This is a genomic window from Actinoplanes sp. NPDC026623 (assembly GCF_040638275.1).
Taxonomy (GTDB): domain Bacteria; phylum Actinomycetota; class Actinomycetes; order Mycobacteriales; family Micromonosporaceae; genus Actinoplanes.
Window position 1 is genome coordinate 1 of the sequence record NZ_JBEZXZ010000089.1, and the last position, 24,935, is coordinate 24,935.

The 24,935-nt window shown below is 72.1% G+C and carries 18 protein-coding genes; 12 read left to right on the forward strand and 6 right to left on the reverse strand.

The window, feature by feature from the left end; genetic code table 11:
* From AB0F10_RS24590 to menC, 3 genes are all read left to right on the forward strand, one after another.
* A partial coding sequence (locus tag AB0F10_RS24590; RefSeq protein WP_360629339.1) for a glycosyl hydrolase occupies positions 1 to 947 on the forward strand: 947 nt, incomplete at its 5' end.
* 147 nt (positions 948 to 1,094) lie between these two features.
* Positions 1,095 to 1,952, forward strand: coding sequence for a GNAT family N-acetyltransferase (locus AB0F10_RS24595; protein ID WP_360629342.1), 858 nt, complete (start codon positions 1,095 to 1,097; stop codon positions 1,950 to 1,952).
* The gene (gene menC / locus AB0F10_RS24600; protein ID WP_360629345.1) at positions 1,949 to 3,052 is read left to right on the forward strand and encodes an o-succinylbenzoate synthase; all 1,104 of its coding nucleotides are present in this window, start codon (positions 1,949 to 1,951) and stop codon (positions 3,050 to 3,052) included. The genes AB0F10_RS24595 and menC overlap by 4 nt, the downstream gene beginning before the upstream one ends.
* Here menC and AB0F10_RS24605 read toward each other — a convergent pair whose 3' ends face one another.
* Positions 3,053 to 3,406, reverse strand: a complete 354-nt coding sequence (locus tag AB0F10_RS24605) for a VOC family protein (RefSeq protein WP_360629348.1) — start codon at positions 3,404 to 3,406, stop codon at positions 3,053 to 3,055. It lies immediately after the preceding gene.
* Between the two features lie 15 nt (positions 3,407 to 3,421).
* A complete protein-coding gene (locus AB0F10_RS24610) occupies positions 3,422 to 4,453 on the reverse strand; it encodes a LacI family DNA-binding transcriptional regulator (RefSeq protein WP_360629351.1) in 1,032 nt (343 codons plus the stop codon).
* Between the two features lie 130 nt (positions 4,454 to 4,583).
* On the opposite strand from AB0F10_RS24610, the gene AB0F10_RS24615 reads away from it, so the two are divergent.
* From AB0F10_RS24615 to AB0F10_RS24630, 4 genes are read left to right on the forward strand one after another with little or no spacing between them, the layout of a single operon-like run.
* Positions 4,584 to 5,456, forward strand: coding sequence for a sugar ABC transporter permease (locus AB0F10_RS24615; RefSeq protein ID WP_360629354.1), 873 nt, complete (start codon positions 4,584 to 4,586; stop codon positions 5,454 to 5,456).
* A 12-nt stretch (positions 5,457 to 5,468) separates the two neighbouring features.
* Complete coding sequence (locus AB0F10_RS24620; RefSeq protein ID WP_360629405.1) at positions 5,469 to 6,374, forward strand: carbohydrate ABC transporter permease; 906 nt, start codon at positions 5,469 to 5,471, stop codon at positions 6,372 to 6,374.
* An 11-nt stretch (positions 6,375 to 6,385) separates the two neighbouring features.
* The gene (locus AB0F10_RS24625; RefSeq protein ID WP_360629357.1) at positions 6,386 to 7,729 is read left to right on the forward strand and encodes a sugar ABC transporter substrate-binding protein; all 1,344 of its coding nucleotides are present in this window, start codon (positions 6,386 to 6,388) and stop codon (positions 7,727 to 7,729) included.
* A 20-nt stretch (positions 7,730 to 7,749) separates the two neighbouring features.
* Complete coding sequence (locus AB0F10_RS24630; RefSeq protein ID WP_360629360.1) at positions 7,750 to 9,744, forward strand: beta-galactosidase; 1,995 nt, start codon at positions 7,750 to 7,752, stop codon at positions 9,742 to 9,744.
* A gap of 6 nt (positions 9,745 to 9,750) precedes the next feature.
* Here the strand turns inward: AB0F10_RS24630 and AB0F10_RS24635 are convergent, their stop codons facing one another.
* A complete protein-coding gene (locus tag AB0F10_RS24635; protein ID WP_360629363.1) occupies positions 9,751 to 12,708 on the reverse strand; it encodes an AAA family ATPase in 2,958 nt (985 codons plus the stop codon).
* 251 nt (positions 12,709 to 12,959) lie between these two features.
* Between AB0F10_RS24635 and AB0F10_RS24640 the strand changes: the two genes are divergently transcribed.
* A complete protein-coding gene (locus tag AB0F10_RS24640) occupies positions 12,960 to 13,478 on the forward strand; it encodes an RICIN domain-containing protein (RefSeq protein WP_360629366.1) in 519 nt (172 codons plus the stop codon).
* Positions 13,479 to 13,860: 382 nt separating this feature from the next.
* On the opposite strand, the gene AB0F10_RS24645 is transcribed toward AB0F10_RS24640, so the two are convergent.
* On the reverse strand, positions 13,861 to 14,295 hold the full coding sequence (locus AB0F10_RS24645; protein ID WP_360629369.1) for a hypothetical protein: 435 nt from the start codon (positions 14,293 to 14,295) through the stop codon (positions 13,861 to 13,863).
* Between the two features lie 278 nt (positions 14,296 to 14,573).
* Between AB0F10_RS24645 and AB0F10_RS24650 the strand changes: the two genes are divergently transcribed.
* Entirely contained in the window at positions 14,574 to 15,116 is a 543-nt protein-coding gene (locus tag AB0F10_RS24650; protein ID WP_360629372.1) for a SigE family RNA polymerase sigma factor, read from the forward strand.
* Positions 15,100 to 15,870 carry a hypothetical protein gene (locus AB0F10_RS24655; RefSeq protein WP_360629375.1) on the forward strand — a complete coding sequence of 257 codons (771 nt, stop codon included), beginning with the start codon at positions 15,100 to 15,102 and terminating at the stop codon, positions 15,868 to 15,870. Before AB0F10_RS24650 ends, AB0F10_RS24655 begins: the two co-directional genes overlap by 17 nt.
* Here the strand turns inward: AB0F10_RS24655 and AB0F10_RS24660 are convergent.
* Both AB0F10_RS24660 and AB0F10_RS24665 read right to left on the reverse strand, forming a co-directional pair.
* Positions 15,857 to 17,434, reverse strand: coding sequence for a GGDEF domain-containing protein (locus AB0F10_RS24660; RefSeq protein WP_360629378.1), 1,578 nt, complete (start codon positions 17,432 to 17,434; stop codon positions 15,857 to 15,859). The genes AB0F10_RS24655 and AB0F10_RS24660 overlap by 14 nt on opposite strands.
* Before the next feature lie 174 nt (positions 17,435 to 17,608).
* A complete protein-coding gene (locus tag AB0F10_RS24665) occupies positions 17,609 to 18,904 on the reverse strand; it encodes a cellulase family glycosylhydrolase (protein ID WP_360629408.1) in 1,296 nt (431 codons plus the stop codon).
* 388 nt (positions 18,905 to 19,292) lie between these two features.
* Here AB0F10_RS24665 and AB0F10_RS24670 point away from each other — a divergent pair, with 388 nt between their 5' ends.
* Positions 19,293 to 21,971 (forward strand): cellulose binding domain-containing protein, encoded by a 2,679-nt coding sequence (locus AB0F10_RS24670; protein WP_360629381.1) that lies wholly within the window; start codon positions 19,293 to 19,295, stop codon positions 21,969 to 21,971.
* 32 nt (positions 21,972 to 22,003) lie between these two features.
* Positions 22,004 to 24,928: a glycoside hydrolase family 48 protein gene (locus AB0F10_RS24675; protein ID WP_360629384.1), complete on the forward strand. Its 2,925-nt coding sequence runs from the start codon at positions 22,004 to 22,006 to the stop codon at positions 24,926 to 24,928.
* Positions 24,929 to 24,935: the final 7 nt, after the last annotated feature.

Sequence of the window (24,935 nt, forward strand, 5' to 3'; positions counted from 1 at the left end):
CGCCGTCGTCCCCCTCCGCCCCGGCGCCGGCCGCGCCCGTTGCGGCGGCGTCCGTGTCCGCCCCGCCGTCGAGGCCCGCCACCACGAAGGCGGCCGCCGTCCGCGGCGGGCCCGTGCCGTTGCGGGCCGGCCGGGCCATGTTCGGCTCGTACCTCGCGCTGAGCGGGAGGTCGCTCGCGGAGAGCATCGCGCTGCGCCGCCGCCAACTGGGCCGCGACCAGGACATCGTGCACGTCTTCTACCCCTGGGACGGGTACGTGCCGTCGTCGGAGCCGGCCGTCGCCCGCTCCAGCACGCTCATGGTCTCGTGGCACGGCGCGCCGTACGCCGGGATCAACGACGGCTCGTCCGACCGGAACATCGCCCGGGTCGCGCGGAAGCTGGCCGGGATGAAGCGGCCGATCCTGCTGCGCTGGGGCTGGGAGATGAACGGCGACTGGTTCGAGTGGGACGGCGCGCACAACGGCCGCGACGCCGCCGCGTACGTCAAGGCGTGGCGCCGGATGCACCGCATCTTCCGCGAGCAGGGCGCCGGCAACGTCGCCTGGGTCTGGAGCCCGAACTGGAACTCGGCCCCAGCGCAGTCCTGGAACCGCATCCAGCGCTACTACCCGGGCGACGACTACGTCGACTGGGTGGGCGTCTCCGGCTACGACTTCTACGCCGAGTCGCCGAGGACCCTCTTCACCGAGGTCTGCGAGGCCTACGGCGAGCGCAAGCCGATCATCCTCAGCGAGACCGCCGCGGTCGACGGCGTCGGCATCAGCAAGGCGGCGTGGATCGCGAAGCTCTCGGCCTGGGTCGAGGCGACCCCGGCGGTCGGCGCCGTGGTCTGGTTCGACACCGACACCCAGCAGGGCTCCGGACACGACTTCCGGCCGGACACCTCCGCCGCGGCGCTGGCCGCGTACCGGAAGATGGCGCGCAGCGCCCGGTTCTCCGGCTGACCCGCACGCGCGGGAGTTTCCGCGCGGGTCGGTGTGCGCGGCCCCGCGGGAGTGCGGTACCCCCGGCGGATGTGCTGACATGGATCTCGTGACCCGGATGACCCGGCGGGGCCTGCCGTCCGATGTGCTCGTCCCGGCGGCGCGGCCGTGAGCCGGGCCATCGCCTCGGTGTTCGAGGCGGCCGAATCGGTGGCGCGGGCCGCGGGTGTCCGGGTGCGCACGGTGTCCGGTTTGGACGAGCTCGAATCCCTCGACCGGCTGCTCGCCGGCATCTGGCAGGAGGACGCGGGCGGACCGCTGCTCGGCACCGAGCTGCTGCGCGCCCTGGCGAAGTCCGGCAACTACGTGGCCGGCGCCTACGACGGCGCCACAGCGGTCGGTGCCGCGGCCGGCTTCTTCTCCGCGCCGGCGAACCGCGAGCTGCACAGCCACATCGCCGGCGTCGGTCCCGCGGGGGCCGGCCGCGGCATCGGCTTCGCGCTCAAGCAGCACCAGCGGGCCTGGGCCCTGCACCAGGGCGCCACCATGATCAGCTGGACCTTCGACCCGCTCGTCGCCCGCAACGCCTACTTCAACCTGGCGAAGCTCGCGGCGGTCCCGACCGAATACCTGCCGAACTTCTACGGCGCGATGCACGACCGGATCAACGGCGACCAGGACAGCGACCGGCTGCTCGTGTGCTGGGACCTCCTCGCGCCGGCGGTCGTCGCGGCGACCGCGGGCCGGCCGCACCACCTCGCGCGCCCGGACGACGCGACCGTGGCGCTGCGCCGCGGACCCGACGGCGGCCCCCGGCCGGGCTCCCCGCACGGGCACACCGTGCTGGTGGCCGTCCCCGGCGACATCGAGGCGCTGCGCCGGGAGGCACCCGAGGTCGCCGGGCGCTGGCGGGTCGCGGTCCGCGACACCCTGACGACCCTGCTCGGCGACGGCCTGCGCTTCGCCGGCTTCCACCGCGACGGCTGGTACGTGCTCACCCGCCCCGCCGCGGCGCGGCGCCGGTGAGGCTCGAGGGCGTCGAGCTGCGCCGCGTCACCATGCCGCTGGTCGCGCCGTTCCGCACCTCGTTCGGCACCGAGACCACCCGCGACGTCCTGCTCGTGCGGGTCGTCACCGGCGCCGCCGAGGGCTGGGGCGAGTGCGTGGCGATGTCCGGCCCGCTCTACTCGCCCGAATACACCGAGGCGGCCGCCGACGTGCTGCGCCGCTTCCTGATCCCGGCGCTGGCCGCGGCGCCGCGGCTGGACGCGTACGCGGTCGGGCCCGCGCTGACGCCGTTCAAGGGTCACCGGATGGCCAAGGCCGCGCTGGAGACGGCCGTGCTCGATGCCGAGCTGCGCGAACAGGGCCGCCCGCTCGCCCGCGAGCTCGGCGCGGTGCACGAGCGGGTGCCGTGCGGCGTCTCGGTCGGCATCATGTCGAGCATCGGCGAGCTGCTCGACGCGGTCGGCGGCTACCTCGAGGCCGGCTACCGGCGGATCAAGCTGAAGATCGAGCCGGGCTGGGACGTGGAGCCCGTCCGCGCGGTCCGCGAGCACTTCGGCGACGTGCCGCTGCAGGTGGACGCGAACACGGCGTACCTGCCGTCGGACGCGCGGCACCTCGCCCGGCTCGACCCGTTCGGCCTGCTGCTGATCGAGCAGCCGCTGGACGAGGAGGACCTGCTCGGGCACGCCGAGCTGGCACGGCGGATCAGCACCCCGGTGTGCCTCGACGAGTCGATCACCTCCGCCCGGACGGCCGCCGCGGCCATCACGCTGGGCGCGGCGGCGATCGTCAACGTCAAGCCCGGCCGGGTCGGCGGCTACCTGGAGGCCCGCCGCATCCACGACGTCTGCGTGGCGCACGGCGTACCGGTCTGGTGCGGCGGGATGCTCGAGACCGGCCTGGGCCGGGCCGCCAACGTGGCCCTGGCCGCCCTGCCGGGCTTCCTGCTGCCGGGCGACACGTCCGCATCGGACCGCTACTACCGCACCGATCTCACCGCGCCGTTCGTCCTGCACGACGGCCACCTGCCGGTGCCGGCCGGCCCGGGCCTCGGCGTCGAGCCGCTGCCGGAGGTGCTGCGGGAGGTCAGCACGGCGACGGAATGGATCGCGCTCTGATCAGGCGGGCTGCCACAGCTCGATGCGGGTGCCCTCGGGGTCGGTCACCCAGCCGAACCGGCCGACACCCTCCATGTCCTGGGTCTCCCCGGCGACGTCAGCGCCCTTGGCGCGCAGCTGGGCGAGCATCGCGTCGAGGTCGCGGACCCGGAAGTTGAGCATGGTCTGCTGGGCGCGGGACCCGAAGTAGTCGGTCCCGGACTCGAACGGCGCGAACACCGTGGGCCCGGCCTCCTGGCGCCACAGGCCGGTCTCGTCGGCGTCCAGGCCCAGACAGTCGCGGTACCACGCGCTCAGCGCCGCCGGGTCGACGGCCCGCTTGAAGTATCCACCGATTCCCAGCACACGTTCCATGCCGCCATCCTGCCATCAGCGCGGGGGCGGGGGAGCGGTGCTGGCACGCGGCACCAGCCGGGTCGGCACCAGGACCGTGCCCGGCGCCTCCGGCTCGTTGCGGATCTGCCGCAGCAGGGCCTGCACGCAGCGGCGGCCGACCTCCGCGAAGTCCTGGTGCACCGTCGTGAGTGGCGGGATGAACGACGAGGAGTCCGGGATGTCGTCGAAGCCGACGATGCTGACCTCGCCGGGCACGCCGCGGCCGTGCTCGTGCAGCGCCCGCAGCAGGCCGAGCGCCATCTGGTCGTTGGCGGCGAAGATCGCCGTGCACCCGGGCTCGCCGGCCAGGGCGAGGCCGGCCCGGTAGCCGGACTCCGCCGACCAGTCGCCGCGGTGCGGAGGCGGCACGAACCGGCCCGCCGCGAGCAGCGTGCGCCGCCACGCCTGGGTGCGGCGCTCTGCGGCGAACGACTCGGCCGGGCCGGCCACGTGCCACACCGTCTCGTGTCCGAGGTCGAGCAGGTGCCGCACGGCCTGGCGGGTGCCGTCGGCCTGGTCGGTGTCGACCACCGGGTAGCGGTCGCCGGCGTCCGAGTCGACGACCACCACCTGCACCCCGGGCGGCAGGGTGAGGTTCGCCGAGTCGAGCAGGTGCACCTCCATGATCACGATGATGCCGTCGACCGCCAGCTCGCCGAGCCGGGTGAACGCGCCGAGCACGCCGTCCTGGGTCGGCACCGCCACCGGGATCAGCGTGATCGCGTAGCCCTCCCGGGCCGCGTAGCCGGCGATCGCCTCGACCGTGCGGCTGTTGCCGGTGGTCGCGAGGGTGAAGAGGATGACGCCGATGGTGCGGAACTCGCCGAGCTTGAGGGCCCGGGCGGCGCTGTTGGGGCGGTAGCCGAGCTCCTGCATCGCGGCCAGCACCTGTTGGCGGGTGGACTCGACCACGCTCGGATGCCCGGTGGAGACGCGCGACACGGTCTGCGACGAGACGCCGGCGAGCCGGGCCACGTCGGCCATGGAGACCGCTCGCCCGGGGCGCCCGGTTCGGCCAGTCGTCATCGGCGGCAACTCCTTCTTGACGTTCCGCAACCGCGGTGAAACGATCAGCACCAATGTTAACGTAAACATCACTCGGTCGGGTGCGGTGCGTGATGTTTACGCAAACATCGATGAGCGGGAAGGGGGCGCGGTGGCCACGAGAGGACGCCGGTCCTGGGCGGGCTGGCAGTTCGTCGCACCCTTCATGGCCGTGTTCGCGCTGGTCTTCCTCGCACCCATCGCCTACTCGATCCATCTCAGCCTGTTCAAGAACCGGCTGATCGGCGGCAACTCGTTCGTCGGCCTGGACAACTACCGGCAGGCGCTCGACGACCCGAAATTCTGGTCCGCGCTCGGGCGCGTCTCGGTCTTCCTGGTCGTCCAGGTGCCGATCATGCTGTTCCTCGCCCTGCTGGTCGCGCTCGCCATCGACAGCGGACGGCTCTACGGCAAGAGCTTCTTCCGGGTGTCGATCTTCCTGCCCTACGCGGTCCCGGCCGTCGTCGCGACGCTGATGTGGGGCTTCATGTACGGCTCCCGCTTCGGCCTGATCGGCAACATCAACGACGCCCTCGGCACCGGCCTGCCGGACCCGCTGCAGCCCAGCTGGGTGCTCGCGTCCATCGGCAACATCGTGACCTGGGAGTTCGTCGGCTACAACATGCTGATCTTCTACTCGGCGCTGCGCACCGTGCCGGGCACCCTCTACGAGCAGGCCGAGATCGACGGCGCCGGCGAGCTCCGGATCATCCGGGCGATCAAGCTGCCCGCCATCCGCGGCGCCCTGGTCGTCGCCACCATCTTCTCCGTCATCGGCAGCTTCCAGCTCTTCAACGAGCCGAGCATCCTGCGGAACCTCGCGCCGAACGCGATCACCACCTACTTCACCCCGAACCTGTACGCGTACTCGCTGTCCTTCTCGGGCCAGCAGTACAACTACTCCGCCACCGTGGCCATCGTCATGGGCGCCATCACCATGGTCATCGCGTACGTCGTGCAGTTGCGCGGCACGAAGGAGCGCTGAGCCGTGGCAACGATGCTGCGCCCCCCGGCGACCGGGTCGGCACGGGCGCGCGCCGGCGGATCCACCGGGCCCCGCCGCCGCCGGAGCGTGGTCCTGACCGGGCTCACCGCGATCATGCTGGTCTACAGCCTGATCCCGCTGGCCTGGCTGGTCATCAACGCGACGAAGACGCAGGACGGGCTGTTCACCTCCTTCGGCCTGTGGTTCGACGACGGGCGCTTCGCCCTGTGGGACAACGTGCGCGCGACGCTGACCTACGACGACGGCATCTTCCTGCGCTGGCTCGGCAACACCGTGCTGTACGTGGTCGTCGGCGCCGGCGGCGCGACGGTGCTCGCCGCGCTCGCCGGGTACGGGCTGGCGAAGTTCGACTTCCCCGGCCGGCGCGCGGTCTTCGCCGTCGTCATCGGCGCGGTAGCGGTGCCCGGCACCGCGCTGGCCGTGCCGACCTTCCTGATGTTCAGCCGGATGGGCCTGACCAACACGCCGTGGTCGGTCATCATCCCGTCGCTGATCACCCCGTTCGGGCTCTACCTGATGTGGACGTTCGCGGACCAGGCGATCCCGGACGAGATCCTCGAGGCGGCGCGGGTCGACGGGGCGAGCGAGCTGCGGACCTTCTTCACGATCTGCGTGCCGATGCTCGCCCCGGGCATCGTCACGGTCCTGCTCTTCAGCATGGTCGCCACCTGGAACAACTACTTCCTTCCACTGATCATGCTCAAGGACCCGGACTGGTACCCGCTCACCCTCGGGCTCAACGCCTGGAACGCGCAGGCCGCCACCGCGGGCGGCACGGCCGTCTTCAACCTCGTCATCACCGGATCGCTCCTCACGATCCTCCCGCTGCTCGCCGCGTTCCTGCTGCTGCAGCGGTACTGGCAGTCCGGCCTCGCCGCCGGCAGCGTCAAGCAATAGAAGGGACCCCCATGTCGACTCTCACCCGGCGGCGCCTGCTCGCGGCAGCCGCGGCCGCAGCCACCACCCTGGCCCTGGCCGCGTGCGGCGACGACGATGATGGCGGCGGGAGCACCTCGGGCGCCGCCGTCTCCGACGCCGACGTCCAGGCCGCCCTGAACAACGGCGGCGACCTGACGGTGTGGGCCTGGGAGCCCACCCTCAAGCAGGTGCTCGTCAAGTTCCAGCAGGCCTACCCCAAAGTCAAGATCAATCTCGTCAACGCCGGTACGGGCAACGACCAGTACACCGCGCTGCAGAACGCGATCGCGGCCGGCTCGGGCATCCCGGACGTGGCCCAGCTCGAGTACTACGCGCTGCCGCAGTTCGCCCTCGCCAAGTCGGTCACCGACCTGAACGGCTTCGGGGCCGATGCGCTGAAGGACCGCTACACGCCCGGACCGTGGGCGTCGGTGCACAGCGGCAAGGGCATCTACGGCCTGCCGATGGACTCCGGCCCGATGGCGCTGTTCTACAACAAGGAGGTCTTCGACAAACACGGCATCGCCGTCCCGGCGACCTGGGCCGAGTATCTCGACGCCGCCCGCAAGCTGCACCGCGCCGACCCGAAGGCCTACATCACCAGTGACACCGGCGACGCCGGCTTCACCACCAGCATGATCTGGCAGGCCGGCGGCAAGCCCTACCAGGTCGACGGCACCAACGTCACGATCAACTTCTCGGACCCGGGATCGACCGAGTTCGTGACCACCTGGCAGACGCTGATCAGCGAGAAGCTGCTGGCGCCGATCGCGCCGTGGACCGACCAGTGGTTCCAGGGCATGAGCAACGGCTCGATCGCGTCACTTGCCACCGGCGCCTGGATGCCCGCGAACTTCACCTCGAGCGCGCCGAGCGGCTCCGGCAAGTGGCGAGTCGCCCCGCTGCCGCAGTGGCAGGCCGGCGCCAAGGCCAGCGCGGAGAACGGCGGCAGCTCCCTGGCCATCCCGGAGAAGAGCACCGCCAAGACCCTCGCGTACGGCTTCCTCAGGTACGCCGCCGAGGGCGAGGGAGTGCAGATCCGCGTCGACAACGGCGCCTTCCCGGCGACCACCGCGCAGCTGCGGTCGCCGGCGTTCCTCGGCGCCGAGTTCAAGTACTTCGGCGGCCAGAAGGCCAACGAGATCTTCGCCCAGTCCGCGCAGGACGTGGTCGGCGGCTGGTCCTACCTGCCGTTCCAGGTCTACGCCAACAGCATCTTCAACGACACCGTCGGCAAGGCGTACGTGTCGTCGACGAAGCTGGCCGACGGCCTCAAGGCGTGGCAGGAGCAGTCCGCCAAGTACGGCACCGAGCAGGGCTTCACCGTCAAGTGACCCCGCAGCGAGGAGATCGCGTGGCAACCCCCCACCGCTGGCTGCGCCGCCCGGACCCGGCAGCACCCCGGCTGGAGTACGGCGCGGACTACAACCCGGAGCAGTGGCCGCGCTCCACCTGGGACGACGACGTGCGCGCCATGCGGGCCGCCGGCATCACCGTCGTCTCGCTCGCGATCTTCTCGTGGGCCCGCCTGGAGCCGGCCGAGGGCGCGCTCGACTTCGGCTGGCTCGACGAGGTCATGGACCTGCTGCACGCGGGCGGCATCGCGGTCGACCTGGCCACGGCGACGGCGTCCCCGCCGCCGTGGCTGACCGCCAAGCACCCCGAGATCCTGCCCGTCGACCTCCTCGGCGCCACCCTGTGGCCGGGCGGCCGCCAGCACTGGCGGCCGACCTCGCCCATCTTCGCCGAGCACGCGCTGCGCCTGGTACGCACGATGGCGCTGCGCTACCGCGACCACCCGGCGCTGACCGCGTGGCACGTCTCCAACGAGCTGGGCTGCCACAACGTCTACGACTACTCCGACGACGCCGCCGCCGCGTTCCGCACCTGGCTGCGGGCCCGCTACGGCGACCTGGACGCCCTGAACGCGGCCTGGGGCACCGCGTTCTGGTCGCAGCGGTACAGCGACTGGGCGCAGATCCTGCCGCCGCGGCGGGCGGCGACACACCCCAACCCGACCCAGCAGCTCGACTTCAAGCGCTTCTCGTCCGACGCGCTCAAGGACTACCTGCGCGCCGAGCGGGACGTGCTGCGCGAGCTCACCCCGGACGTTCCGGTCACCACCAACTTCATGGTCATGGGCGACCAGAACGCGATGGACTACGCGGACTGGGCGGCGGAGGTCGACTTCGTCTCCAACGACCACTACGTGCAGAGCGGGCCGCGCGCCCTCGACGAGCTCTCCTTCTCGGCGAACCTCACCGGCCACCTCGCGGGCGGGCGCCCGTGGTTCCTGATGGAACACTCGACCGGCGCGGTGAACTGGCAGCCGGTCAACGTGGCGAAGAAGCCCGGCGAGCTGGCCCGCGACTCGCTGACCCACGTGGCGCACGGCGCGGACGCCGTCTGCTTCTTCCAGTGGCGCCAGTCCGCGGCGGGCGCGGAGAAGTACCACTCGGCGATGCTGCCGCACGCCGGCGAGGACAGCGCGATCTTCCGGTCGGTGGTCGCCCTGGGCGAGACGCTGCGGCGCCTCGCACCCGTCTCCGGTACGGCGCAGAGCCCGGCGCGGGCGGCGATCCTCTTCGACTGGACCTCGTGGTGGGCCAGCGAGCAGGACTCGCACCCGACCGACCGGCTGCGCTACCGCCAGGAGGCCCTCGACTGGTACTCGGCGTTCCTCGACCTCGGCGTGCGCGCGGACGTGGTGCCGGTGGCGGCGGAGCTGTCCGGCTACGACCTGGTGGTCGCGCCGGTGCTGCACGTCGTCCCGGCCGCGCTCGCCGAACGGCTGACGGCGTACGTGCACGGCGGCGGTAACCTGGTGACCACCTACTTCTCCGGCATCGTCGACGAGCACGACCACGTCTGGCTCGGCGGCTACCCGGGCGCGCTGCGCGAGCTGCTCGGCATCCGGATCGAGGAGTTCGCGCCGCTGCCGGACGACGAGCACGCCGTACTCGACAACGGCCTGATCGGCACCCTCTGGACCGACCGGCTCGCGGTCACCGGCCCGGACGTCGACGTGCTCGCGTCGTACTCCGACGCGACGCCCGCCATTACCCGCCGGACGGCCGGCGCGGGCTCGGCCGCGTACGTGTCGACCCGGCTCGGGCCGGACGGCCTGGCGCCGGTGCTCGGCGAGCTGCTGCTCCGCGCGGGGGTCGGCAGCGAGCTGCCGGCCGGGCTGCGCGGCCGGGTCGAGCTCGCGGTCCGGGACGAGTACTGGTTCCTGATCAACCGCACGGCCGAGCCGGTCGAGCTGGCCGGGCTGGCGGGCGAGCCGCTGCACGGCTCGGCGGCGCTGCTCGAGCCCGGGGGAGTCACGGTCCTGCGCCGCCCGGCCTGACCGGCGTCAGCCGGCGGCCAGCAGGCCGAGGCGGTGCGCGGTGGTCGCCGCCTCGGTGCGGCTGGAGACGCTGAGCTTGGCCAGGATGTTCGACACGTGCACGCTCGCGGTCTTCGGGCTGATGAACAGCGCGCTGGCGATCTGACCGTTCGAGCGGCCCTCCGTGACCAGCGCCAGCACCTCCCGCTCGCGACCGGTGAGCAGCGTCCGGCCCCGGGCCGCCGGCGGCCCGGCCGCGACCGCCGGGGACGGACACGGCCCCAGCCGCAGCCGGGCGCGGCCGGCCAGCGCCCGCACGTCGGCCGCGGTGACCGACCGAAGCTCGTCGGCCAGGAACAGGCACTCCCGGGCCGTGGCGGTCGCCGCGGCGGGATCCGGCCGCGGTCCGGAGCACTCCGCCTCGGCCAGCCGGAACAGGCAGTAGCAGAGCGGGTAGGCCTCCTCGGCGGCCCGGGCGGCCACGACCGCGGCCCGCCAGGCGTCGCGCTCGCCGTGGCCCATCCGGCGGGCGACCTCGGCCGCGGCCATCGCCCGGTACGCCTCCATCGGCGGGGTGGTCGCGGGATTCGTCGCCGCGAAGGTGCGCAGCGCCAGGGTCCGCTCCGCCCCCGCCGAGTCGCCGCGCCCGGTCGCCGCGACGTCGGCCTCCACCCGGGTGCCCAGCCAGGTCAGCGGCCAGGCGTAGCGCACGTCGAGCGCGGAGACCGGGCCCTCCAGCCCGGACCGGATCAGGGCACGGGCCTCGGCGAAACGGCCCGCGGCGCGGCTCTGCTCGGCCTTGATGAAGAGCATCGGGGCGGTGAAGCGGGAGTCGTCGGCGCCGATGTGCAGGCGGGCGTCCCGCACGTCCTGCATGGCACCGGCCGCGTCGCCCTGCCACGACCGCAGCCCGGCACGGATCATCAGCAGCGTGTAGGCGACGATGCCGGCGGGGTCGTCGGCGAGCCGCTCCGTGATCACGTCGAGCGCCCGGCGCCACCGGCCGAGCCGGATCAGCGGCTCGGCCAGCATGCCGCCCAGCATGGCGGCCCAGGCCCGGGTGTGGCCCAGCCGGGAGGCCAGGGCGATCCCGGCCTCGGCGCCCTCGACGGCGGCCGCGTGCCGGCCCAGCACCTCCAGGATGTCCGCGTGGTTGATGTGCCCGCGCAGCGCCACGTCGATGATGCCGTGCTCCTCGGCGAGGGCGATGCCCTCACGCAACGGCCCGAGCCCTCGCTCGCCGTACGCGTACCCGGAGACGCCGCCCAGGGTGATCAGCGCCTCGGCCTGCTGGGCGGTCGCGCCGACCGCGGCCGCGGTGCGCGCCGCCTCGCCGGCCAGCGCGCAGGCCTCCTCGGGCGGCCCGATCCACCTGATCGAGTTGGCCAGCGACGCGAGCACCACCGCGCGGGTCGTGGTGGCCGGTTCCGGCGGCAGCAGCCTGAGCGCCTCGCGCAGCTGGGTGGTGGCCTCCTCCTCGCGGCCCAGGTCGCGCAGCATGAACGCGCGCCGCTCGATCATCCGGGCCCGCTGCGCGGGCTCGGCGCCGGTCCCGGTCGCGGTCAGGGCGTGGTCGACGATGGTGAGCCCGCGGCCGGGGTCGCCGGCGGCCCACGCGGCCTCCGCCGACAGCAGGTTGAGCTGGATCCAGTCGATGCCGGCGACCGCCTCCGCGTCCGGCACCCGGGACCAGATCCGCATGGCCCGCTCGAGGTGGCTGCCGGCCTCCGCGGACGCGTACGCGTAGGCGGCCTGGCGGCCGGCGCGCACCGACGCGGCGAGGGCCCGGGGCAGGTCCAGCGCGGCGTACCAGTGATGGGCCAGCGTCGCCGCCACGGCGCCGTCGTCGCCGAGCAGCGCCGGATCCGCGGCCAGGGCCTCGCCGTACGCGGCGTGCAGCAGCGCCCGCTCGCCGGGCAGCATGTCGTCGTAGATGGCGTCGCGGGTGAGCTCGTGCCGGAACGCGTAGCCGTGGCCGGTGTCGTCGACGACCAGCAGATGATGCTCGACGGCCTCGCGCAGCGCGCCGCGCAGGTCCGTCTCGGCCATGCCGGCCACGGCCTGGAGCAGCCGGTGATCGACCCGCGGCCCGGCCGCCGCGGCGGCCTGCAGCGCCCGCTGGGCCGGCTCCGACACGGTCTCGGTGCGTGCCAGCAGCACGTCGCGCAGCGACGGGGGCAGCTCACCCGGATCGGCGCCGCCGTCCACCGCGGCGACGATCTCCTCGACCAGGAAGGCGTTGCCCTGCGAGCGCTCGAACACCACGGAGGCGAACGCCGCCCCCGGGCGGGCCTCGCGGATGGCGTGCACCTGGGCCACGACCTCGTCGCGGTTGAAGCGGCCGAGCTCGATGTGCTCGACGGTGCGCGCCCGATCCCAGGCGGTCAGCAGCGGCCGCAGCGGATGCCGGCGGTGCAGCTCGTCCGAGCGGTAGGTCAGCAGCAGCAGGACGCCGAGCTCGCGCAGGGTCCGCACGAGGAACACCACGAGGTCGCGGGTGGACCGGTCGGCCCAGTGCAGATCCTCGATGATCAGCAGCAGCGGCTGCCGCGCGGCCAGCCGGGTGATCAGGCCGAGGACGTGTTCCAGCAGCCGGGCCGGCGGGCCCTCGGCGTCGGCCCCGGCGGCGATCGACGGGTCGAGCTCGGGCAGCAGCCGGGCGAACTCCCGCCGGGCCGGGCCGAGCAGCCGATCGAGCTCGCCGGCCGGCGCGGACCGGGCCACCGCCCGGAGCACGTCCACCAGCGGCGCGAGCGCCAGGCCCGCGCTGCCGAGCTCCGCGCAGCCGCCGCTGAGCACGCGCACGCCGAGGGACGTGGCCGTGCCGGTCAGCTCCCGCACGAGGCGGGACTTGCCGACGCCGGCCTCGCCGCCGAGCAGCGCCACCGCGCTGCCGCCGCCGGCGGCCCGGCCGAGCAGGGCGCGCAGCCGCGCGAGTTCACCGCGGCGGCCGACGAGAACGGGGCTTACGACATCACGACTCACCACGTCAAGGTAGGCGCGGGGCGCGAATACCGGGATCGCCGAACCGACTCTGTCCGCAAATCGACAATGCACTCCCGGCGCCTAGGCGATTGTCCGCGACCCGACATTTCCCCGGGGCGGCCGTCGCTGCCTGAGGTACCTCAGAGAATGGAAATACGGCGCTTGCCCAATACTGCGATCCGGGCCGGATCCGTAGCGTTTTCGTCATGCCACCGCCGCATTGGCGAGGCCCGATGAAAGGAAACACCTAAATGTTCCGGATCCCGTTCCGCAAGTCGTTCGCCGTCGCCGCGACCAGCGCCGCCGCCTTCGCCGGACTGCTGGTGGCCACCCCGGGCGCCGCACACGCCACCGGCCCGCAGGTTCGTCTCTCCCCGCTGTCCAACCCGTTCCTCTTCCTCGACGTGCAGGGCGGATCGCACGGCGACGGCGCCCCGATCGTCCAGTGGCCGCTCTCCGGCGACAACCAGCTCTTCACGATGCAGCCGTCGGGCAGCCACTTCGAGCTGATCAACAAGGCCAGCAACAAGTGCGTCACCTCCGACGGCGTCGCCGGTCACCAGGTCTACCAGTGGTACTGCCACGGCACCGCCAACCAGCTCTGGGACACCTCGCTGGTCGCGAACAACCTCATCTCGTACCCGATCCGCAATGTCGGCAGCGGCCTCTACCTGGAGGTGGCCGGCAACAGCGGCGCACAGGGGGCGGCGATCGACACCTGGTACTGGAACGGCGGGCCCAACCAGTACTTCAACGGCGCGGGCTCCTGAGCCGACGCGCGAAGCCGGCGCCGAACCCGGGCGCCGGCTCGCCGGGCCCTGGGCTCGGCGGCTGAGCGCGGCGGTTGCTAGGTCCACGCGGTGGGCGACGGCTGGGAACGGCGAATGGCCGCCCGCGCTCGTGGCCGGGCGGGTGAGCGGATCGAGCGCCGGCGGCAGCCGCTCAGGCCCGACCGCGAGGGGCACGCCGGCCACCACCTGCATCGGACATCGCGCGGCACGGAATGTTCGTGCGGCGGCGACTTCCAAGAGGCCTGTTACGTCGATGGTGCCGAGGACGAGGCCTGGTGGGGCTCTCAGTGGTGTGCGGTGTGCGGTCATCCGGGCGTGCGGGTCGAGGGCGCAACGCCCTGAAACCGCCCGTCGGGAATCGCTATCGTTCGTGGGCCGCAATCGCGTGATTGGCATAGCGAACGATCAATTCATGATTCTGCGCGGACCACACGGAATCCGGTTCCCGGGCCAGTGCGGGGGCCATCCATCGGCAGGCGATCGGTAATGCGTCCGCGAGCAGCACGGAGATTTCGTGGCGGCGGGCGCGGTGGACGGCCCACACGCGCAGAAACAGGGCGTCGGCCGGCGCCAGGGAGGCGTTCGCCAGCCGGCGGCTCCTGGACCTGCCGAACCAGTAAACCTCGATGATGTCCTGGTTCCCGGGCGAGACCGGGTGGCCGGCGAAGGCGAGACTTCCTATGGTGACGCCGGCCTCGCGAAGCGACCGCTCGATGAGCCCGCGGCCCACGGGATAGGACATGCCTGACCGCAGGCGGTCCCTGCCGTACTCCGCCCACGGCAGCTCATCCGGCATATCGGTCAGGCTAGGCGTGGTCGAACGGCGATCGTCGCCTCGGGCGAATCATGGTGCGCAATCCGGCACGCTGCTCGCCGCCACGGTCCGGAAAAGTTTTTCCGCCGGGCCGGCAACCTTTCCGGGCCGGCGGGCCACTGATGGGGCAAGTGACTCGCGGGGTGGCCGTTCCAACAGGACCTCAACCGGCCTCCCCGCGAGTTCCCGATCGGCTGAACCGCGGCCGCTCCGGTTCCGTAAACCTCACCGCCGGGGCAACCGGTTCCACCCGTACACCCATGGGGAAGGATCGTGTGAGGGACACCGATCACGAGCGCGACTTCCGGCGTTTCTTCGAGCGGCACCACGCGGACCTGTCGCGGCTCGCCTACCTGGTCACGGGCGACTCCGGGGTGGCCGACGACCTCGCGGCGGACGCGTTCGTCGAGGTGTGGCGGCACTGGGAGCGGGTCGAGGCCGCCGACAGCCCGATCGCGTACGCCCGCGGCATCCTGGCCAACCTGGCCCGGCAGTGGATCAAGCGGCAGAGCCGGGAGCGGCTGGGCCTGCTCGGCCTCGGCCTGCTGCGCCGCGACCGGGCCGAACCGGACACGCCCGCGGTCCTCGACGTCCGGGCGGCCCTGCGCCACCTGCCGCTGCGCCGCCGCGAGTGCGTGGTGCTGCGGTACGCGTTCGACGTGCCGGAGCGCGAGGTCGCCGAGATCCTCGGCATCTCGGTCGGCGCGGTGAAGAGCCTGACGTCGCGCGGGGCGGCCCAGTTGACCGAGTATCTCAAGCAACTGCCAGTCACGACGGGAGGACTGAGTGCGTCAGCGGGATGAGCACGACCTCCGCGTCATGCTGCGCGAGGAGGCGGACCGGCACCGGACGGACCGCGGGGCGATGCTGGACCGGATCGCCCGGGGCCGCGGTGCGCACGCCTCCGCTCGGCGCAGCCGCGCCCACGCCCTGCTGCGGCCGGCGGCCGCGGCGATCGCGGTGGCGGTGGTGCTGGTGCTGGGCATCGCCGGCGTGCGGGTCGCCAACCGGAGCCCGGGCCCGGACGACGTGCCGGTGGCCGTCGCGCCGGTCACGGCCGCACCGGTCGCCGCCGCGCCGACGACGCGGCCGCCGGAGTCCCCGCGGGCGTCGGCCAGCAGCGGCACCACCACGAGGACCAAGGAGCCGCCGACGGCGCGCCCCGCCCGGGACGGCTTCCTGTCCTCGGCGGGCGCGGTCGACCCGAACTCCAACAGCGGCTGGGCGCAGGGCAACGTCGTGCTCGAGAACACCAGGACCCTCACCGCGCTGGACGTCACCGTCGACGTCGCGATGACACCGGGCCTGGTCGAGACCGGCCGCTGGAGCACGGTGCCGGCGAACCTGCTGACCACGATGAGCAGCCGCAGGGGCGACCGGCTGGTGTTCCGCTTCACCCTGGCGAAGGGCGCCACGCTCGCCCCGGGCAGCTACACCTTCGCGGTGCAGTTCAACCACGCCGCGGGCAGGCGCTCCGCGGCCGACGACAGCTACGCGGCCGAGGCGACCGGCGGTGACGGGAACGCCAGCGTCTCGGGGACGTTCACGAAACGTTGACGGGGTCGCCGCAGACCCGGTCGCGACCGCTGCGCTTGGCGGCGTAGAGGTTGCGGTCGGCGGCGGCCAGCACCGCGCCCGGGGTCGGCCCGGTTCCGGAGACGGTGGTGACGCCGATGCTGCACGTCACGGTCAGCTCCCGGGTGACCGGCGTCCAGTCGTGGCGGGCCACCGCCAGCCGGATGCGTTCCGCGGAGATCCAGCCCGCGGCCTCGTCCGCGCCCGGCAGCAGGACGACGAACTCCTCGCCGCCGAGCCGGGCGACCACCGCGTCGTCGGGCGCCGCGGCGGTGACCAGGCCGGCGAAGTGCCGCAGGACGACGTCCCCGGTCGCGTGCGACAGCGTGTCGTTGATCCGCTTGAAGTGGTCCAGGTCGATCAGCATGACCGAGAGCGGGCCGGCGTCCTCGCCGACCGCGGCGAGCGCCACCGGCAACTCCTCGTCGACGTGGCGCCGGTTGTGCAGGCCGGTCAGGGCGTCGCGGTGCGCCAGCTCGCGGAACTGGGCGGTGGCCCGGCGGGCCTCCTCCGCCTGATACACCGCCTGCAGCGCCCGGGACCGGGCGTCCTGCTCGGCGGAGGTGAGCACCTGGGACTCGACGTGGAAGCGGCGGTACTCCTCGAAGGCCTCCCGGTAGCGCCCGGCGGCGGCGTACACGAGGGCCTGCTGCTCGCGGGCCCGGGCCTGCAGGCCCGCCAGGCCGTTCTCGGCGCACATCCGCAGGATGCGGTCGAGCATCGTCTGCGCGCCGGCGAGATCGTTGAGCTCGCGCTTGGCCTCGGCGGCGGTGAGCAGGGCCTCCTCGATCGTGCTGCCCTCGTCGATCAGGAACTTGGGTGCGTCGTCGACGAGCAGCGGCGCGAGGATGACCTCCACCTCGGCGGCCCGGCCGGCCATCATCGACACCCGGGCGAGGGTGTCCAGGACGGTGCCGGTCAGCGCCGTCCCGGCGCTCTCGCAGGTCGCCCGGATCCGCTGCCCGAGCTCCTCGGCGAGGCGCAGGTCGCCGCGCTCGTACGCGCCGTAGGTCATGTTGTTGAGCAGGTTGATCGCCAGCTCGGTGTCCTGGTTGGCGGTGGCGATGGCGAGCGACTCGTCGAAGTTGCGCTGGGCCTCGTCCGGCGAGCCGGTCTCGTCGAGCAGCACGGCGAGGCACATCAGGTGCCGGGCCCGGATCGCCGACGGGGTGTCGTCGGCGGTGTGCGACATGCACTGCACGGCGTGTTCCAGCGCGGTGGCGTTGTCGCCGAGCTGGCGGAAGAAGATCGACAGGCCGCGGTGGCAGCGGGCCAGCAGATAGTCGTCGCCCTGGTCGCCGGCTTCGGTGTAGACCTGGTGCAGGACGCGCCCGCCGGCGACCGTCTCGCTCTCCCGCAGCATGACGGCGGCGCTGACGAGCCGGGCCCGCAGCACGAGGTCGGCGCGCTCGAGGGCGGCGGCCTCCTGCTCGATGCGCTGCGCCGCTTTCGCGTCGCCGGGGTAGGCCGCGGTGCTGCCGATTTCCAGGGTCAGCAGTTGCTCGGCCAGTCGGCCGAGGGACGCCGGCGCGTGTGTCGTGGTCACGATGCTCCTGACGCTGGGTGGCGCCCCAGACTGCTCCTGAACATTGGGCGGACTCATAGAGTCGCGTCGCCGGGGTGCCCTACCGGTGGGTAACCGGTTGCGGATGGGGAGCGGCCCGGCCCCGGGATCGGGCCGGGCCGCAGGGCATCGCAGGGTGTGCGCCGGGGGAGCGGGTCAGGCGGCCGTGCAGGTGGCCGTCGGTGCCGTGTTCGTGCCGGCCGAGCTGGCGGTGAAGCCCCAGCTGGTGCTGCCGCCGGCCGGTATCGAGCCGTTGTAGGGCATGTTGCCGGCCGTGACGGCGGCGCCGGACGAGGTGACCGAGGCGTTCCAGGTGTTGGTGAACTGCTGCCCGCTGGGCCAGTTCCAGGTCACGGTCCAGGAGGTGATCGCCGCGCTTCCGGCGGTGACGGTCACCGCGCCCTGGAAGCCGCTGCCCCAGGAGCCGGTCACCGCGTAGGTGGCGGTGCACTGCCGTCCCGCGGGCGGCGTCGTCGGCGAGGCCGGGGGGCTCGACGGCGGGGTGGCCGGGGTGGTGGGCTGGGTCCCGCCGTAGACGGTCGCCTCGCGGGACGTCGCCTTGATGCCGTTGGCGCCGTTGAAGAGCCGCTGTCCCCAGGAGGTCAGCGCGCTCGCGTTGAAGTTGGTGACCAGGTCGAGGTATTCGACCCCGCCGCCGTTGCCGCTCCAGGACCAGCCGAGGTAGCCGATGCCGCGGGACTGCGCGGTGGCCATGATGGTGTCCTCGTCGGGGTTGCCGTCGGAGTGGTTGAAGCCGAACTCGCCGACCACGATCGGCAGCCCGGCCGTGATGAACCGGCCCAGGTAGTCGTTGATCTCGGCGGCGGTGTCGAAGACGCCGTACATGTGGATCGAGAAGATCGTGTTGCGCTGCGGGTCGGCGGCGAAGACCGAGGCGGCGTTGTCGCGCATCGTGAAGGACCAGTCCTGACCCCAGTTCGGTGCGTCGACCATGATCGAGTGCTCGAAGCCGGCGGCGCGCAGCCGGGTGATGGCGTTCTTGGTGTCCGCGACCCAGCCGGCCGCGTTGGTGTTGCCGTACGGCTCGTTGCCGATGTTGAGCATGACGTAGCGCTCCTGGCCGGCGAGCGCGCTCTTGATCGAGATCCAGTAGTCGACGGCCCGGGCCAGGGTGGTGGCGGCGGAGTCCTCGCCGTATCCGGTGGTGTCGTGCACCTCGAGGACGCAGATCAGCCGGTTGGCCTTGCACCGGGTGATGACGTTGGTGACGTCCGAGGCCTCGTTGCGGGTCCAGCGGTCGCCGCTGCTGAGCACCACCCGGACGGTGTTGGCGCCCAGCGCCTTGATGTCGGCCAGCGAGCCGAGCTTGTCCGCGTACCAGGTGTGCGCGTGGTTGACGCCGCGCATCACGAAGGCGTTGCCGTTGGCTTCCAGGATCCGGCTGCCGCTGACGGTGAAGCCGGCGGCGGCCTGGGCCGGCTGCGCCGCCACCGTGACCAGGCCGGCCACCGCCACCACCAGGGCGGCCAGGCCGCCCAACAGTCTGCGTCGTCTCACGGGGGTGTCCTCCTCAGGCGGCGCACGCGGCGCCGTTTCGGGTGAGTGTCGGGAGTGACAGCGTTGTCATCGCAGCGACGGGCCCCGGCCCGGATGTCACGTTCATCGATGCCGGGAGCGCTCCCATGATGAATTGACAGGCATCTTCCTACCTACTCGGTTCAGTTGTTGTCAACACGCAGGAAACTTTCTCGTGACATCGAAATGTTTCGAGCTCTTGACAACGAAATGACGGCAGGCCACATTCATGGGAGCGCTCCCATGAGAGACGTCCGTCGATGGCGCTCCCCCCGGCGCCGTGACGTGCTCGGAGAGGAATCCCTTGCGACGCCCTTACATCACCCTGGCGATCGCCGCACTGCTGGTCGGTGCGACGACGTTCGTGGCGCAGGCGGCCGGCCGTCCTCCGGCCGCCGGCGCGGCGGCCGCGGCCGCCGACACGTACGCCTGGAAGAACGTGCGCATCGACGGTGGCGGCTTCGTGCCCGGCCTGATCTTCAACCGCACCGAGAAGAACCTGATCTACGCGCGCACCGACATCGGCGGCGCCTACCGCTGGAACCAGGCCGGTCAGAGCTGGGTGCCGCTGCTCGACTGGGTCGGGCAGGACGACTGGGGTTACAACGGAGTGCTCAGCATCGCCACGGACCCGGTCGCCACCAACCGGGTCTACGCGGCCGTCGGCATGTACACCAACGGCTGGGATCCCAGCAACGGCGCCATCCTGCGCTCCACCGACCGCGGCGCCACCTGGCAGAGCACCCAGCTGCCGTTCAAGAACGGCGGCAACATGCCGGGCCGCGGCACCGGCGAGCGCCTGGCCGTCGACCCGCACGACAACAGCCACGTCTTCTTCGCCGCCGAGGGCGGCAACGGCCTGTGGCGCAGCACCGACTACGGCGTCACCTGGGCGAAGGTCACCGCGTTCCCGAACGCCGGCAACTACGTGCAGGACCCGGGCGACACCAACGGCTACCTGAGCCAGAACCAGGGCCTGAGCTGGGTGACCTTCGACGACGTCACCCGCGACGTCTACGTCGGCGTCGCCGACAAGGCCAACCCGGTCTACCGCTCCACCGACGGCGGCGCCACCTGGTCGCGGATCGCCGGGCAGCCCACCGGCTACCTGGCGCACAAGGGCGTGCTGGACTCCGTCAACCACTACCTGTACGTCGCCACCAGCGACACCGGCGGCCCGTACGACGGCGCCAAGGGACAGGTCTCGCGGTACAACACCGTGACCGGCGAGTGGACCGACGTCAGCCCGGTCAAGCTCACCGCCGGCGACGACCTCTACTACGGCTACTCCGGCCTGACCGTCGACCGGCAGAAGCCCGGCACGCTGGTGGTCGCCACCCAGATCTCCTGGTGGCCGGACGCGATCTTCTTCCGGAGCACCGACTCCGGCGCCACCTGGACCCGGATCTGGGACTGGAATGGCTATCCGAGCCAGACCAAGCGCTACACCATGGACATCTCGGCCAACCCCTGGCTGGACTTCAACACCAACCCGCAGCCGCCCGAGGCGACGCCGAAGCTCGGCTGGATGAACGAGTCCGTCGAGATCGACCCGTTCGACTCCAACCGGATGCTCTACGGCACCGGCGCGACGGTCTACGGCACCACCCAGCTGACCAACTGGGACAGCAACACCACCTTCGCCATCAAGCCGATGGCCAAGGGCCTCGAGGAGACCGCGGTCCTCGACCTGGCCAGCCCGCCCTCGGGCGCCCCGCTGGTCAGCGCACTCGGCGACGTCGGCGGCTTCTACCACGCCGACCTCGACACGGTGCAGGCGAGCTTCCACGACACCCCGGCCCTGGGCAGCAACACCAGCCTCGACTTCGCCGAGCTCAGCCCGTCGGTCTTCGTGCGCGTCGGCAACGCCGACGCGGCGCCGCACATCGGCGTCTCCACCGACGGCGGCCGCAACTGGTACGCGGGCCAGGAGCCCGCCGGCGTCACCGGCGGCGGCTCGGTGGCGGTCTCGGCCGACGCGAACGCCGTGGTCTGGGCACCGGCCGGCGCCCAGGTGCACTACTCGACCACCCGCGGCAGCTCCTGGACCGCGTCGTCGGGCCTGCCGGCCGGCGCCAAGGTGGAGAGCGACCGGGTCGACCCGAAGACCTTCTACGGGTACGCGGCCGGCAAGTTCTACGTCAGTACCGACGGCGGTGTCACCTTCGCCGCCTCGGCCGCGGCGATGCCGGCCACCGGGCGGGTCAACTTCCACGCCGTGCCCGGCAAGGCCGGCGACGTCTGGCTGGCCGGCGAGACCGGGCTGCTGCACTCCACGAACGCGGGCACCACCTTCACCGCGGTGGGCGGGGTGGGCTCGGGCATCAACGTCGCCTTCGGCAAGGCCGCGCCGGGCGCCGCGTACCCGGCGGTCTTCCTGGTCGGCACGGCCGGGGGAGTCGCCGGCGTCTTCCGGTCCGACGACGCCGGCTCGACCTGGGTGCGGATCAACGACAACGCACACCAGTACGGCAACGCGGGCGACGCGCTGGCCGGCGACCCGCGGGTCTACGGCCGCGTCTACCTCGGCACCAACGGCCGCGGCATTCTCTACGCCGACCGGCTGGGCGGCACGTCGACGCCGTCGCCGGCCCCGTCCACCTCGTCCTCCTCGCCGGCACCGTCGCCGTCGACCACCACGCCGACGCCGACGCCCACCACGCCGGCACCCACCTCGGGCTGCGCGGCGACCTACCGGATCACCGGATCCTGGCAGGGCGGCTTCCAGGGCGAGGTGACGGTCAAGAACAACGGCAGCGCCGCCACCAAGACCTGGACCGTCGGCTGGAACTACACCGCGGGGCAGGCCGTGTCCCAGGTGTGGGGCGGCACCGGCGGCCAGACCGGCACCGCCGTCTCCGTCCACGACGCCGGCTGGAACGGTGCCGTGGCCCCGAACGCCACCGCCACGTTCGGCTTCCTCGCCTCGTGGACCGGCAGCAACCCCGTCCCCGCGCCGATCACCTGTGCGGCCACCTCATGACTCACCCTCCCCACCCCCAGGAAGGATCAGCGATGAGATTTCTGTCCCGGAGAACCCGCTATCGACGCGGACTCGCCGCGTCGTCGGCGGTCCTCCTCGGCGCCGGGCTGGTAGTCGCCGGCTCGTCACCCGCCGAGGCCGCCGCCGCCTGTACGGTCGTCTACCGCGTGCAGAGCCAGTGGAGCGGCGGCTTCACCGGCGATATCGCCATCACCAACACCGGCGACGCGGTAACCAGCTGGCGGCTCGAGTACGACTTCCCCGACGCGGCGCAGCGGGTCACCCAGGGCTGGAGCGGCGTCTACACGCAGAGCGGCCAGCACGTCACGGTCAACAACGCGGCGTGGAACGGCACCCTCGGCGCCGGCGCCTCGGTCAGCACGGGCTTCAACGGCACCTTCGGATCGGCCAACCCCGTACCGACGGCGTTCACGCTCAACGGCACGCCCTGTAACCAGAGCGCCGCCGTGCCGACCGTGTCGATCACCAGCCCGGCCGCGAACACCCGGTACACCGCGCCGGCCTCGATCCCGATCGCGGCCACCGCGGCCGCGACGAGCGGCCGGACGATCAGCAAGGTCGAGTTCTACCACGACGGCCTGCTGCTCAACACCGACACGGCCGCGCCGTACGCGTACACCTGGGGCAGCGTCCCGGCGCAGACCGCGGCGTACCACGTGCAGGCCATCGCCTACGACTCGTCGGGCGCGAAGAGCTCGACCGCCGACGTGCCGGTCTTCGTCGATGCCTCGACCACCCCGGCGGTCATCGCCGACGCCACCGCCGTCACGGTCTCGCCCGGCGAGACGACGACGTTCAAGGTGGCGCTCTCCAAGGCGCCGACGGCGAGCACGACGGTCACGATCGCCCGCAGCGCGGGGGCGACCACGGTCTCGGCCTCGCCCACGTCGCTGACCTTCGGCACCTCGGACTGGAACACGGCGCAGACGGTGACCGTCGCCGCGACCTCGGCGGCGGCCGTGGACTCGACGGCCACGTTCACCGCGTCGGCCACCGGGCACACGGCGGCGAGCGTCGTCGCGACCGTGGTGGCCAAGGGCAGCGTCGACGCCCGGTTCACCCAGCTCTACAACGACATCAAGAACCCGTCCAACGGCTACTTCAGCCCCGAGGGGGTGCCGTACCACTCGATCGAGACGCTGATCGACGAGGCGCCCGACCAGGGCCACGAGACGACCTCCGAGGCGTTCAGCTACTGGCTGTGGCTGGAGGCCGAGCACGGCCAGGCGACCGGGGACTGGGCGCCGTTCAACTCGGCCTGGGCCACGATGGAGAAGTACATCATTCCGTCGCACGCGGACCAGCCGACCAACGACAAGTACGACGCGTCCAAGCCGGCGACCTACGCCGCGGAGCACCCGCTGCCGTCGCAGTACCCCTCGCAGCTCGAGTCCGGCGTCTCGGTGGGCTCGGACCCCCTTGCCGCCGAGCTCAAGAGCGCCTACGGCACCTCGGACATCTACGGCATGCACTGGCTGCTGGACGTCGACAACGTCTACGGCTTCGGCCACTGCGGCGACGGCACCAGCCGGGTCACCTACATCAACACCTTCCAGCGCGGGCCGCAGGAGTCCACCTGGGAGACCGTGCCGCAGCCGTCCTGCGACCAGTTCAAGTTCGGCGGCCCGAACGGCTACCTCGACCTGTTCACCAAGGACGCGTCGTACGCCAAGCAGTGGAAGTACACCGACGCTCCGGACGCGGACTCGCGCGCCGTTCAGGCCGCCTACTGGGCGCTGACCTGGGCGACCGCGCAGGGCAAGGCGTCGCAGATCTCCTCGGCCGTGGCCAACGCCGCGAAGATGGGCGACTACCTGCGGTACTCCTTCTACGACAAGTACTTCAAGAACCCGGGCTGCACCTCGACGTCCTGCACGCCGGGCAGCGGCAAGAGCAGCTCGAGCAACCTGATGTCCTGGTACTACGCCTGGGGCGGCGCGACCGACACGTCGGCCGGCTGGGCGTGGCGGATCGGCTCCAGCACCAGCCACTTCGGATACCAGAACCCGATGGCGGCGTACGTGCTGTCCAACGTGAGCGCGATGGCGCCCAAGTCGCCGACCGCCAAGTCGGACTGGCAGGCCAGCCTCAACCGGCAGCTCGAGTTCTACCAGTGGCTGCAGTCGTCCGAGGGCGCCATCGCCGGCGGCGCGACCAACAGCTGGAACGGCAACTACTCGGCGCCGCCGGCCGGCACGCCGACGTTCTACGGCATGGCCTACGTCCCGGCGCCGGTCTACGAGGACCCGCCGTCCAACCGCTGGTTCGGCATGCAGACCTGGTCGCTGGAGCGGCTGGCCGAGTACTACTACACGACCGGTGACACCAAGGCCAAGTCGGTGCTCGACAAGTGGGTGCCCTGGGCCCTGGGCCAGAGCACGATCAGCGCGACCAGCTTCTCCATCCCGTCGGACATGGAGTGGTCGGGCGCCCCGGCCACCTGGAACGCCTCGAACCCGGCCGCCAACACCAACCTGCACGTCACGGTGACGAGCAAGGGCCAGGACCTCGGCGTGGCGGGTTCGTTCGCCAAGCTGCTCACGTACTACGCCGCGAAGTCCGGCAACGCCGCGGCGAAGACGGCGGCGAAGAACCTGCTCGACGCGATCTGGACGAAGAAGGACTCGAAGGGCGTCTCGGTGACGGAGACGCGGGAGGACTACAACCGGTTCGACGACGTCTACAACGCGTCCACCGGCCAGGGCCTCTACATCCCGCCGGGCTGGAGCGGCAAGATGCCCAACGGTGACGTGATCGCCCCCGGGAAGTCGTTCCTGGACATCCGCTCCTTCTACAAGAACGACCCGGACTGGCCGAAGGTGCAGAGCTACCTGAACGGCGGCGCCGCGCCGACGTTCAACTACCACCGGTTCTGGGCCCAGGTCGACGTCGCCACGGGTTACGCGGACTACGCCCGTCTCTTCCCGAACGGATGAGGGGAAC

Bases quoted from the DNA above. Each gene is read 5' to 3' on its own strand.
- AB0F10_RS24605 (WP_360629348.1), bottom strand. From the start codon at position 3,406: ATGGAACGTGTGCTGGGAATCGGTGGATACTTCAAGCGGGCCGTCGAC.
- AB0F10_RS24610 (WP_360629351.1), bottom strand. From the start codon at position 4,453: ATGACGACTGGCCGAACCGGGCGCCCCGGGCGAGCGGTCTCCATGGCC.
- AB0F10_RS24620 (WP_360629405.1), top strand. From the start codon at position 5,469: ATGCTGCGCCCCCCGGCGACCGGGTCGGCACGGGCGCGCGCCGGCGGA.
- AB0F10_RS24625 (WP_360629357.1), top strand. From the start codon at position 6,386: ATGTCGACTCTCACCCGGCGGCGCCTGCTCGCGGCAGCCGCGGCCGCA.
- AB0F10_RS24640 (WP_360629366.1), top strand. From the start codon at position 12,960: ATGTTCCGGATCCCGTTCCGCAAGTCGTTCGCCGTCGCCGCGACCAGC.
- AB0F10_RS24645 (WP_360629369.1), bottom strand. From the start codon at position 14,295: ATGCCGGATGAGCTGCCGTGGGCGGAGTACGGCAGGGACCGCCTGCGG.
- AB0F10_RS24650 (WP_360629372.1), top strand. From the start codon at position 14,574: ATGGGGAAGGATCGTGTGAGGGACACCGATCACGAGCGCGACTTCCGG.
- AB0F10_RS24675 (WP_360629384.1), top strand. From the start codon at position 22,004: ATGAGATTTCTGTCCCGGAGAACCCGCTATCGACGCGGACTCGCCGCG.